The sequence below is a fragment of the Streptomyces sp. NPDC021562 genome (assembly GCF_040640875.1).
Lineage (GTDB): Bacteria > Actinomycetota > Actinomycetes > Streptomycetales > Streptomycetaceae > Streptomyces.
The window spans coordinates 80208-92309 of the sequence record NZ_JBFACN010000003.1 but is presented as its reverse complement, the minus strand read 5'-3'; the positions used below and the strand labels follow the sequence as shown (position 1 = coordinate 92309).

Genomic DNA, 12102 nt, shown 5'->3' with positions numbered 1-12102 from the left:
GGCGTGGTCACACGGTGCACCTGCCACATCACGCGACGGCCTTCCGCGTTCCCTCGGGTCCCCGGTCCCTCACCTCGAACCACAGCAGCTTCCCGGCACCCCGGTCCAATGGGCCGCCGTCGCCGATCGGCAAGCCGCCCCACGCGTCGGCGTACTCCTGTACGAGACGCAGCCCGCGTCCCGCTTCGGCATCCGCGGGGGCGAGCCGGACCTGGTCCCAGGGAGGCGCGCCGAAGGGAGCCGGGATGCGTGGGTGACTGTCCCAGACCCCGACCCGTAGCCGACCGTCCGCGAGGGCGGTCAGCCGGAGGGAAGCGGGGCCATGAGTATGCCGGTAGGCGTTCGTGACCATTTCCGACGTCAACAGCTCGACCGCGTCCAGGGATTCATGCCTGCCGTGGCCGCTGAGCGCCGCCCGTACGGTCATACGTGCGACCCGTGCCGCGCGCGGATCACGGGGCAGGCGAAGGGCGTACGCCCAGGTGTCGGGCAGGGATACGGTGTCCACAGGACCTCCTACGAGAGACGTGACTCGGGTTCGCTCAAGGACCGCGCCGGCCGGTGGCTCTGCCTGGAGTGGTGCGCTTCCGGCTTGCAGACGCGGGGAGTTGTGCGGTGCGAGCATTACAGTAGGCCGCCAGCGGGAGATACATCTCTTCATCAAGGGAGATGTGCCCGTATTTACCTCCCGTGAGTGACAAGAGAGCCGCACATCGGCCGGGAAGGACATGCCGTGCCGCCCACCAGCAATCCCACTCTGCGTCAACGGCGTCTCGGCACCGAGCTGCGCAAACTCCGTGAGCGGTCCGGCCTCACCGTCACCCAGGCCGCCACACTCCTGGGCGTCAACCAGGGGCGCGTCAGCATGATCGAGACAGGCCGCAGCTCACTCAGCGCCGACCGAGTCCGATCACTGGCATCGGCGTACGACTGCTCGGACGAGGCTGTGGTCGACGCCTTGGCCGCGATGACCGGACGCCGAACGGGCGGCTGGTGGGAGGAGTACCGCGAACATCTCCCGGCCGCACTGGTCGACCTCGCCGAACTCGAACACCACGCGACCGGTTTGCGGGTGGCGCTCGCGATGCACGTTCCCGCGCTGCTGCAGACCGCGGACCATGCCCGCGCCCTCTTCAGGGCCGTCGTGCCGTCCATGCGGCAGTACGAGATCGAACACCGCCTCACGCATCGCATGAAACGGCAAGGAGTCCTCCACCGCGAGCATCCCCTGCCATACGCAGCGATCATCCACGAGTCGGCTCTTCGCATCCGGTTCGGGAGCCCCGACGTCAGACGTGGTCAACTCGCGCACCTCCTCGACATGAGCGAGCTGCCCAACGTGACCGTCCGGGTGATTCCCTTCGACGCGGAGCATTACCCGAGCACAGGACAGTCCTTCGACTACGTCCAGGGCCAGGTCCCTCAACTCGACACGGTGCAACTCGACACCCACCACGGCGGCTGCGGTTTTCTCGACGGGGAGGCACAGTTGAGCAAGTACCGTGCCGTGCTGGATCACATGGAGTCCTGCGCGATCGGTCCCGCCGAGTCGCACGACTTCATCCAGAGCCTCATCCGAACCATCTGAGAGGGCCACCGTGCAGATACTCCACTGGCGGAAGTCCACGTACAGCGGCGACAGCTCGAACTGCGTCGAGATGGCCACCGCCTGCACAGCCGTGCACATCCGTGACTCGAAAAACCCGGCGGGCCTCCGCCTCACGGTCGAGGCCTCCACCTGGGCCCGCTTCGTCAACGGCATGACCCGCTCACGGCCCCAGTGACCACATGGGAACAGACATCCACGGCTGGATCGAGTGCCGCACCTGGCGGGCGGGCCTGAACCACGAGGAGACGGCGTGGTCGCCGGCCATCAGCCTGGCGATGTTGGGAATGCCGAGGGACTACGACGGCTTCGCCTGCCTCTTCGGCGTACGCGACTTCGACACGACCTGGCGCCCGGTGGCGGCGAACCGCGGCCTACCGCCGGACACCTCCCCCGAAGTCCGCGACGAACACGCCACTTGGGCGTCGTCGGCCTCCGCGGAGACGTGGCTGACCTGGCCGGAGGTGCAGGCGATCGACTGGACGGAGCCGGCGATCCCCCGCATCACCCACGTCAGCCGCTACCACCGCACCCCGGACGGCGCCCTCCGTCTGATCCACCACCACGACTGGAGCCGAGGCTTCGCCAGAGCCAGCGGCATCAACACGCTGACGACGACGCCGCACGACCTGGCCGCTCTCTGCCCCGAAGGCACGGAATGGACCACCGGCACCACGGTCTATCGAGCCGAGCGAGCGCGCCGCCGGGATGCGGTCCCGGAGGACGGCCCGTGGGGCCCTGTGTGGACGGTGATGGCGGCCCTGGCGGGAGTGCACGGCGGGGGGAACGTGCGGCTGGTCGCGTGGTTCGACGAATGACGGCCTCAGGCGACCCTTGTCACGGCAGTAGGAGGACAGGCCGGACGCGCTCGTGTCAGCGCGCAAGATGACGTCCGTCGCGGCGCCGCCCGTCTCCGAACCGACGCACTCGGCGAACGGGGACACGCAGCTCATCTTTGCCGCACCGACGGCTCACTCCGGGAACCCCGCCGGCGTGATGTGGTCGAGACGGAGAAGGGCTGCGGCGTGCTTTGGGTGCGGGCCTGGCCAGGTGCACTTGTGGGTGACACGGCCAGGTCCCGATCGTGGTCGTCTCCGAACGACACTTCTCACCTGTTGACGGACTGGATCTCCTGCACGACGACGTCCTGAGTGGCCCCGAAGGTCCCGTCGTCCAGGGGACCGCCCGTCCCTCCTGTGCCCGTCCAGCTGATCTTCCAGGTGATCGTGGCCTTGAGCGGGTACGAGCCCGTGCCCGAGGACCGCAGATACTTCACCCCGCAGGGCGGCGTCTCGCCGGCCTTTCCCTTGGCGTAGGCCTCACCGATGCTGCCGTTCTTGAACTCGCAGACGCCCGAGGCCGGATACGTCACCGCATCCGAGGTACCGGGGTCGATCTCGAGAGAGTACGGCGTGGCGGTGGTGGTCGCACTGATGCCGAGCACGGGAACCGACGCGGTGACGGAGACCGGCTTGAACTGGGCGCCGTCCAGCCAGGCCCAGGTCGGAAGGTTGACCTTCGTCTTGTCCGCCGGGGCCAGGGTCACCTTCGTACCGGGCACGCGGATCTCGTTGTACGCGAGCTGGGAAAGGATCTCCGGGGTGATCGCCTGGGGTATGTCGGCCGGCGGCTTGTCTCCCGTGTCCACCCAGAAGATGGGCTTCGTGCAGTCCAGCGCCCCAGGGTCTCCCTCACGCCCCTTCGTGACGTACGAGTCCCACCAGTAGCCCTTGCCCGCCTTGTCCTTGTTGAAGTCCTTGTACGGCTTCCCGTTGACATAGCGGTCACGCTGCGTGGCATCCCACTCGTAACCCGTCGAATCCGCCTCCCAGATGGGTGTCAGGTAGGCCTCGAGCGCATCGGGTGAGTACTTGGGCGCGTAGTAACACGCGGGCGGCGTCCAAGTCGTGGTCGGCGTCACCGCACCGCTCGACGCCCCGGACCCGTTCTTGGAGAGGTCGTAGACAACGGCACCGGCGGTCGCGGAGATGTCGCCGTTCTTCTGATCACCGTTCACCTGACTGTTGGTGCCAGAACCCCCGCCGGGAGTGATCGTGGCCCAGGCCGAGGGCCCAGAGGTCCAGAACACCATGCCAACAAGGAGTGCGCACGCAGTTCCTTTGACTACGGCTGACACTGAGCTGCCCCCCTGATGGAAATAATCTGCGATGTCTGCCAAACGCCGTCGGAGTTCTTGTCGAGCCTGGTGTTGTACGAGACGTAGCTGTCCTTGTTGACAGGCGTTTTGTTAATTTTCCCGGTCTTCTTGTTCTTACTGAAGCCTTTGCTCTCATCACCGCAGAACGTGAGGATGGCCGATGTCTTGCCCTTGAGCGTCACCTTGCGGTCGTAGTACCGGACAACGCCGGTGATCGTGACATCGGCCTTCTTGAACTGCGCGACCCAGGACAGTGTGGCCTCAAGAGCCTTGCCCGTGTTGTAGTAGGCGAGTCCCTCGCCTTTGGGGTCTGTCCCGGTGATAGCGGCGTCCTCCGCTCGCGCCCTTTCCGCGCCGTCCGCGAGAACGGCGTCCTTCACCGCATCGCCGGTCTGGCCGCCCTCGAAGGTCAACGTCACATCCGACGGCAACGTGATCTTGGGCCGCCCCGATTCAGTGGCCGAAGCCGAGGCGCTAGGTGAGGCCGAGGGCGACGCCCCGGTGTCCGCCCCCGCGATCTTGTCGTTCCCCTTGGACTTGCCTCCGCCACCTCCGCCGCAACCAGCGAGCAGAAGTGCCGCAGTCGCACCGGCGGTGGCTGTCGTGAGCAGGCGGGAACGGCGGGTCACGTGGGCTCCTGGTGGGGCGGTTGGGGTCTGCGAAGCAGCGAATACGCTATCGGGGTTCATCCGGAACGCACCAGAGCGATTTGCTGCGACCCAGTCACACGAAACGCGTACGCCGGATCATAGTCGGGCAACCTGCCCTCTCCGCCCAGACTTTGCTGCCGTCTCGTGACATCACCGCGCCCCGGCTGGCCTCAGCAAAGGCCCTTCGCGCCCAGAACGCCTGCCGGAAGGCAAGGTGATCCGCGCTCTCGGACAGGGCTTCTACCCAGCCCGATCCCGGAACGGTCTTCACCTCAAACCGACCGGGCCTGTAGCTTCACGTGTGCACAGGATTGTTGACGGGGCGTACGCGACGGGGGTTGCGGGGACATGGCGGGGTATCGGCCGGCGGACTGGCATCCACTCGACCTGGACAAGGACCCCACCCCGGGCGATCCGCAACGCGTCCGCACCCTCGCCGCGCAACTGCACACCTTCGCCGACGACGTCTCCGACGCGCTGCGTCTGGTCAAGGGCATGGCCGGTGAGGACGCTCTTCTGCAGTGGGCGGGCAAGTCGGCGAAGGTCTTCAAGGAGCAGTTCAAGGACGTCCCGAAGAACCTGAAGAAGCTGAAGCAGTCGTACGAGCTGTGCGGCGACGCCCTCGCGGACTACTGGCCGAAGCTGGAGCGCGCCCAGGCCCTGGCCGACAAGGCCCTCGCCAAGGCCAAGGAAGCCCAGGCCGACCTCTCCTCCGCCAAGTCCCGCCTGTCCTCGGCCGATTCCTGGGTCACCCGGGCGACGAAGGAGGCCGACAAGTACAAGGACGACCCCACCGGCAGCAAGTCGGACGGCGACAAGCCGGACGAGGGCAAGGTGCGGGCGGCCACCCGGGACGTGCAGAGCGCCAAGTCCGCGCACAGCAAGGCCCAGTCGGACGTCACCTCCGCCCAGAGCGCCCTCGACGCCGCGAAGAAGATGGCCGAGGACGCCCGGAAGATGCGCGACGACGCGGCCGGGGAGGCGAAGCGGAAGATCGACGCGGCCTCCGACGCCGGTATCCCGAACCGGCACTGGTGGCAGGACGTCGGCCACTGGTTCGAGGACAACTGGGACACCATCGTCACCGTCTGCAAGGTCGTCGTCGCCGTCGTCGGCATCATCGCGTTGATCATCGGCGGGCCGATCCTCGGCGCGATCGTGCTGGTCGCGGCCCTCGTGGTCCTCGCGGACACCCTCTACAAGTACTCAAAGGGTCAAGCGTCCCTATGGGACGTGGCGTTCGCCGCCATGGACTGCATCCCCGGCGGCAAGGGCATCACCAGCCTCGGCAAGCTCGCCAAGGGAATGCGGGGACTTGGCAAGCTGGGACTCAAGGGCATGGCAAAGGCAGCCCGGGGCAACATGGGCAAGCTGCGCCGAGAGGCCCAGCTGATGGCCGAGCGGCGTTGCAAGAGCGATCCCGTCGACGTCGTGACGGGTGACGTAGTGGCCTCGGTCGTGGACGTGGAACTGCTCGGGACGCGGCCCCTTGTCTTCGAACGGCATCACGTGTCCTCGTTCCGGGACGGCCAGTGGTTCGGGCCGTCCTGGAGTTCGGTACTGGACGAGCGTGTGCTGTTGGACGCCGATGGGGTCCGCCTGGTGACCGCGGACGGCATGGTGCTCCACTATCCGACGCCGGAGGCCGGCCTGCCGATGCTGCCCGTCATGGGCCCGCGCTGGCCGTTGGGATGGTCCGGCGCCCCTGGCTCCGAGATCGACGGGATGTGCCTGCTGGTGCCCGACACGGGTCAGACCCGGCACTTCCGTGCCCTGCCAGGGCTGACCACCTCGGAGTTGCGGCTGATAAGGATCAGCGATCGGGACGGCAGTCGCGTCGACGTCGAGTACGACACCGACGGTGTGCCGCGAGCGGTACTCCGCGAGGGCGGCTACCGGCTGGGGTTGGAAACAGCCGATCGGCGCGTCACTGCCCTGCGATTGGACAGTGCCCCAGGCCGCCCGGTGATCGCACGGTACCGCTATGACGAGGCCGGTAACCTCTCTGAGACATACGACTCCTCGGAACGCGCGCTGAGGCTGTCATACGACGCGGAACACCGGATCACCACGTGGCGGGACCGCAACGACACCGACTACCAGTACGTGTACGACGAGGAAGGCCGGTGCATCCGAACCATCGGCTCCGACGGCTTTCACAGCGGGACCTTTCAGTACGACGTGGACCGGCACACGACGGTCTACGTCGACTCGCTGGGCTGCGCCACCGTCTACCGGTACGACCGGGACTTCCGCGTCACCGAGGAGACCAACCCCCTCGGTCACACCACCACGACCGAGTGGGACGACAACAACCGAGTGCTTGCGGAGACCGACGCTCTGGGGCGGACAACTCGATACGCGTACACCCTGGATGGGAACCTGCGGACGGTGGTCCGTCCCGATGGGCTGGAGGCCACGGCCGAGTACAACGAACTCCGATTGCCGGTGCGCGTCACGGAGGTCGACGCCTCCGAGTGGCGTTTCGAGTACGACGAACGCGGCTGCCTGCTCGCCGTGACCGATCCCGCGGGAGCGACTACCCGGCACGTCTATGACCGCACCGGCCGGATGGTGGCTGTGTCGGACGGGCTTGGGCAGACGCGGCACTTCCGATACGACGACCACGGGCGCGTCGACGCCGTCACCGACGCGCTGGGGGCGGTGACCCGGTTCACGTACGACTCTTTCGGGCGGGTCGTCGCCATGACCGATGCGCGCGGCGCCGAGACGCGGTACGGCTGGACGCCCGAGGGCCGCATGACCTGGCGCGTCACACCCGGCGGCGCGACGGAGCGCTGGAGCTACGACGACGAGGGCAATGAGACCGAGCATCACGATCCGGTCGGCGGGGTCACCCGGAGCGAGTACACGCACTTCGGGGTGATCACCGCGCGCACCGGCCCCGACGGCTCCCGGCTTCTCTTCCGGCACGACACGGAACGCCGGCTCACGAGTGTGACCGACGCTGCAGGGCGAACCTGGAGCTATACGTACGACGCCGTCGGCAACACGACCAAGGAGGAGGACTTCTCCGGGCGTGTCCTCACCTACGCGTACGATGCAGCGAACCAACTGGTCTCCCGTACCGACGCGCTGGGGCGCAGCACGCACTACGGCCGAGACCTCCTCGGCAATCTTGTCGAACAGCGCACCCCGGACGGTGTGACCACCTTCGCATACGACGCGCTCGGGCGCGTGGTACGGGCCGAGAACTCTGCGGCTCTGGTGACACTGGAACGGGACGCCCTGGGCCGGATCGTCCGCGAAACGTGCAACGGACGTACACTCCACAGCACCTACGACGCTATCGGCCGACGCGTGCAACGGTGCACGCCAAACGGCCTGCGCAGTACCTGGGAGTACGACGCCGACAATCGGCCGGTTGCGCTGCACATGGCAGGCCGGTCCATGACTCTCGGCTACGACCGGACCGGCCGGGAGACCGGACGCCGGCTCGGCCCGGTGGAGCTCACCCGGCGTTGGGACGGGGACGACAGGCTGGTGGCGCAGAGTGTCAGCGGCGTTCCGGAACGGTCGGCGCTGCTGCGCGGCTATTCCTATCGCGCCGACCACCATCCCGTCGGCGTGGCCGACAGCGTCTCGGGCAGTCGGCGGTTCGAACTCGACTCGGTGGGCCGTGTCATCTCGGTCACCGCCGACTCCTGGACAGAGGGGTACGCCTACGACCCGGCCGGGGACGTCACACACGCGTCCTGGACAGGAACCGTAACTCAGCCGGCCGAGGCCGAGGAGACGGCGGGCCGACGCAGTTACGGCCCGTTGGGCACCCGGCAGGCAGGCAGAACCTTCTTCGAGCACGACGCACAGGGCCGGATGGTCCGACGCACCCGGAGACTGCTCTCGGGCGGCTCACACGAGTGGCGGTACGGCTGGAACAACGAAGACCGGCTTGTTGAAGTAGTCACCCCGGACGGCCGCCGCTGGAGATACGCCTACGACGCCTTCGGCAGGCGTGTCGCCAAGCGACTGCTGGCGGAGGACGGAGCGGAACTGTCGTCGACCGACTTCATCTGGGACGGCAACGAACTGGCCGAGCAATGCGGTGGGGATGGCGACCAGGTGCTCAGCTGGGAGTGGTCCCCGCACACCGGTGAACCGGTCGCCCAGGCAGTGTCACAGGCCACACCCTCCACGCCGCAGGCGGACATCGACGCACGGTTCTACGCCATCGTCACCGACCTCGTCGGTACGCCTACGGAGTTGATCGACGACACAGGCGAGACGGGCTGGCGGCTGCGCACCACGCTGTGGGGCTTGCCGCTGGCCGATCCAGGTATCGGAACGTCGTGCCCGTTCCGCTTCCCCGGCCAGTACCACGACGACGAGACCGGTCTGCACTACAACTACCACCGGTACTACGACCCCGCTCTGGGGCGGTACTTGAGCCTCGACCCGATCGGCTTGGGCGGCGGCCCGAACCCCGGCTGGTACGTACCCAACCCGATGGTGTGGATCGACCCCTTCGGACTCGCACTGTGCCGTACGACACCGCGTCTGGAGACCGGCGACCTCAAAAAGGGTTGGATCCACATCGAGTCCAGGCATATCACCGGCACGAACCCGTCGACCAGGCACGCGGACATGATGCCGCCCACGACGACAAGGGAACAGGTGCACGCCGCCGCCAAGACGATCGTCAAGCGCGGCACCCGCATCTCGGATCCCGCCAAGCGTATCCAAACCTTCGAGAAGAGAATGACCGTCAATGGGCACAGCGCGCGGTACAGCGTGACCGTCGACTCGCACGACGGAAACAACATCATCACGTTCTTCCCCATGGGGAAGAGCGCCGTCTGAAAGGAAGGAGTGGTCTCGATGGAGTTCGTGTTCTCCGTGGACGAGAACGAGGCACCCCCGCCGTCCGGGTTCGACCTGGGGCACATCGACGTCCGGGGTGACCGCGGAGAGGCGAGCTCCCGGAACCACACCCCGGACCAAGCGATGATGATCTACCTTTCGCTAACCCTCCTCTTGGACGGTCTGCGCCGCTTCCTGCCGGGCCGAGACCGCTTCTTCACGACGTCCGCCGTCGACTCGTCCTTCTCGCTGACGTTCCGGCGCGCGAAGGACGGCTCGATCGAGACCGTTCACGACGGGAAGGTGATCGACCGCTCGTCTGTCCCTGACCTCGCGAGCGCAGTGCACACGGGAGCCGAACGCTTCGCGACGCCCCGGCTCTCACTCCTGCCCGGGGACGACGCAGGGCGGGAGGACCTGGAGAAGTCCCTGGCCGAGTTCGGTATTTACGTGTCACGGCTGCCTAGAGAAAACGCCAGAGAGTAACCATGCCGGGCCAATACCATCACCATGGGCGGTGACGCAAACGTGAATGCGGAGATTACGCCGCGGTGGTCGGCCGAGACGGACCGTGTTTTACGCGTGAACAGTGGCCAGACCGTCACGCACGTCCAAAAGCCGTGGAGAAGGTGATGCCGTCCCAGCAGCGCAGAGGGCGGGTAGCTCCCGACACCGAGGCCGGTCGTTCTGCGGCGCCCCGAGACGGAACAGCCGCCGGCCCTCGGCGACCGTGCCCGTTCAAGAACCGCCCCCGGTCGGCGTCGCCGACTCGCTGGGCCCGGTCGAGGGCTGGGCGGACGGGGAGGCGGGGGTGGCCGGTGACGGTGACGACGCGGTCGGGGACGCGTCCGTGGACGACGCCCCGGGGTCCGGTGAGGAGCCAGTGGCCCTGACGCCGGCCGGCGGGGTCGCCTTCGCCGACGTCGACGGGCTCGGCCGGGCCGCTCCCGGCTTGCCGGTGCCGGACGCCCGGGGTGACGCGCCGGCCGAGGGAGTCGTACCGCCGCTCACGGCCGGGCCCGCGACCGAGGAGCCGCCGTCCGAGGAGCGGGCGGAGCCGGTGGGCGCCGGTGAGTTCCGGACCCGGCCGGCCGGCTGGTCGCCGTGCTGCCCGGGCCCCGGCAGCCAGGGCGCGTCCGAGTTGCCGGACAGCAGGGCGACGACGATGACGACGGCGTAGGCGGCGCAGGCCAGGCCGATGGCCGTCACGATCCTGCGGAACCGGCGGCTGCGGCGCCCCGACGCGTCCGCGGACGCGGGTGCGGGTGCGGACTCGGGTGCGGGTGCGGGTGCGGGTGCGGGTGCGTCGGAGGGCTCCCGCTCGCCGAGGCGTGTCCGCACCCCACCGACGTCGTGCTCGACGCTCGCCCGGTGGGGGGTCCGCGGGCGGTGGCCCGCCGCCGCCTCGACGATGCTCCAGGGGTTCCGTAACGGCTCCGCCGTCCGCAGCACCTCTGTCACCGCCTCGGCCGCCCCGGCACCGACGCCACCACCACCAACGCCCACCCGGAACCCACCCGGCCCGGCACCGGCACCGGCACCGGCACCGACTGCCCCGGCGCCCCCGGGGTCGTCTCCCCCGACCAGCGGCACGTCCTCCGCACAACCGGTCAGCGGCACCTCCTCGGCACTCCCCGCCACCGGTTGGGTCTCTTCTCGCCAGTTCCTCATGCGCGCACATCCCCCCCAACGGGACAGTTCCGGGCGCGCTGACGAACCCGAGCACACGTCAACGGATCGGGCCCCCACCCGTTCCGAGCGCCCCCTTCCAGCTCTCCGTGCTCGGGGCCATGAAGCTAGCGCACGCCGGGGTGCCGTTGTCCGGATGTGTCATTTGTGGTCGTCCATCACCTCTTGATCACTGGCCGGAATCCACCCGTCGGCCGGCCGCTGAAGCCACCCTTCCGCGTGCCCGATCTCGGCGGCCGCCCGCCGTAGCGCGTCGACTCCCGGATGGACCAGCCCTTTTCGCCACACGAGCGACACGGGCGACAACGGCACCGGATCGACCAAGGGCCGCGACACGCTTCCAGGTATGGCCGGAAAACCCACTACCGCGAGAACGGGATACCGGTCCTTGGCCATGACGCGCTGGAACTCCTCCTCGCCGACAGCCAACGGCAGCGGCGGGGCGACGGTGATCCGTCGCCCCTCGAAGAGATGAAAGGCCAGGTCGGTCCATTCCAGGGTGCGTTCGTTGCCGGCGCCGGCGTACACGGTCTCGCCCGCCAGCGCGGCCAGCGGCACCGCCTCCAGGGCCGCCAACCGATGGTCGGAGGGAAGCATTACGGCCATGGGTTCGAACCGAACGGGCAGGTGTTCGAGACCGGAGCGCAGTGCCGGGTCGAGTCCCGCGAACCGTCCGAAGGAGACGTCGAGCCGCCCGGCGAGGAGTTCGGCCGCCGCTCCGGTGAGCCCGCTCTCGTAGCGGGCCATCAGCTCGCAGTCCGGGGTGAGTTCGCGGGCGCGGTGCAGCACCCGGCGGCCGGTTTCGAGGCCCGGCGAGTTCAGGTCCACCAGCAGCGGCCTGGCCTGCCCGAACGCGGCGAGCAGCGCGTCGTGGGCGGCCAGCACCCGGCGTGCGTAGGGCAGCAGCCGGACGCCGTCGGGGGTCAGCGCGACCTGCCGGGTGGTGCGCAGGAACAGCTCGGCGCCCAACTCCCGCTCCAGTCGCCGTACATCCCGGCTGAGCGCCTGCTGGGCGACGTAGAGCCGGGCGGCGGCGCGGGTGAAGTGCAGCTCCTCGGCGACGGTGACGAAGACGCGCAGGAGCCGGGGGTCTATGGGGGCGGACGACGCGGGCGACGGCATCGGGCGAACTTACAACACAGGTGCGTGAATCGGCACTGAGCAGGTGTTGGACCGTA

At 68.3% G+C, this 12102-nt stretch carries 10 protein-coding genes; 5 read left to right on the top strand and 5 right to left on the bottom strand.

What is annotated here, in order from left to right:
* Positions 1-28 precede the first annotated feature (28 nt).
* Complete coding sequence (locus tag AB0G52_RS05090; RefSeq protein WP_361333834.1) at positions 29-508, bottom strand: ATP-binding protein; 480 nt, start codon at positions 506-508, stop codon at positions 29-31.
* A 225-nt stretch (positions 509-733) separates the two neighbouring features.
* Here AB0G52_RS05090 and AB0G52_RS05085 point away from each other — a divergent pair, with 225 nt between their 5' ends.
* The 3 genes from AB0G52_RS05085 to AB0G52_RS05075 are packed head-to-tail and all read left to right on the top strand — an operon-like array spanning position 734 to position 2424.
* Positions 734-1588, top strand: a complete 855-nt coding sequence (locus tag AB0G52_RS05085; RefSeq protein WP_361333831.1) for a helix-turn-helix transcriptional regulator — start codon at positions 734-736, stop codon at positions 1586-1588.
* Positions 1589-1598: 10 nt separating this feature from the next.
* Positions 1599-1784, top strand: a complete 186-nt coding sequence (locus tag AB0G52_RS05080) for a DUF397 domain-containing protein (protein ID WP_361333829.1) — start codon at positions 1599-1601, stop codon at positions 1782-1784.
* A 4-nt stretch (positions 1785-1788) separates the two neighbouring features.
* Positions 1789-2424, top strand: coding sequence for a hypothetical protein (locus AB0G52_RS05075; RefSeq protein ID WP_361333826.1), 636 nt, complete (start codon positions 1789-1791; stop codon positions 2422-2424).
* Positions 2425-2714: 290 nt separating this feature from the next.
* Here the strand turns inward: AB0G52_RS05075 and AB0G52_RS05070 are convergent, their stop codons facing one another.
* Together AB0G52_RS05070 and AB0G52_RS05065 are read right to left on the bottom strand one after the other, a co-directional pair.
* On the bottom strand, positions 2715-3698 hold the full coding sequence (locus AB0G52_RS05070; protein ID WP_361333823.1) for a hypothetical protein: 984 nt from the start codon (positions 3696-3698) through the stop codon (positions 2715-2717).
* A gap of 32 nt (positions 3699-3730) precedes the next feature.
* On the bottom strand, positions 3731-4393 hold the full coding sequence (locus tag AB0G52_RS05065; RefSeq protein WP_361333820.1) for a hypothetical protein: 663 nt from the start codon (positions 4391-4393) through the stop codon (positions 3731-3733).
* Between the two features lie 369 nt (positions 4394-4762).
* Here AB0G52_RS05065 and AB0G52_RS05060 point away from each other — a divergent pair, with 369 nt between their 5' ends.
* Complete coding sequence (locus AB0G52_RS05060; RefSeq protein ID WP_361333817.1) at positions 4763-9235, top strand: RHS repeat-associated core domain-containing protein; 4473 nt, start codon at positions 4763-4765, stop codon at positions 9233-9235.
* 18 nt (positions 9236-9253) lie between these two features.
* Entirely contained in the window at positions 9254-9721 is a 468-nt protein-coding gene (locus AB0G52_RS05055) for a hypothetical protein (RefSeq protein WP_361333814.1), read from the top strand.
* A 252-nt stretch (positions 9722-9973) separates the two neighbouring features.
* On the opposite strand, the gene AB0G52_RS05050 is transcribed toward AB0G52_RS05055, so the two are convergent.
* Both AB0G52_RS05050 and AB0G52_RS05045 read right to left on the bottom strand, forming a co-directional pair.
* Entirely contained in the window at positions 9974-10906 is a 933-nt protein-coding gene (locus tag AB0G52_RS05050) for a hypothetical protein (RefSeq protein WP_361333811.1), read from the bottom strand.
* 159 nt (positions 10907-11065) lie between these two features.
* Positions 11066-12046: a LysR family transcriptional regulator gene (locus tag AB0G52_RS05045; protein WP_361333808.1), complete on the bottom strand. Its 981-nt coding sequence runs from the start codon at positions 12044-12046 to the stop codon at positions 11066-11068.
* Positions 12047-12102 lie beyond the last annotated feature (56 nt).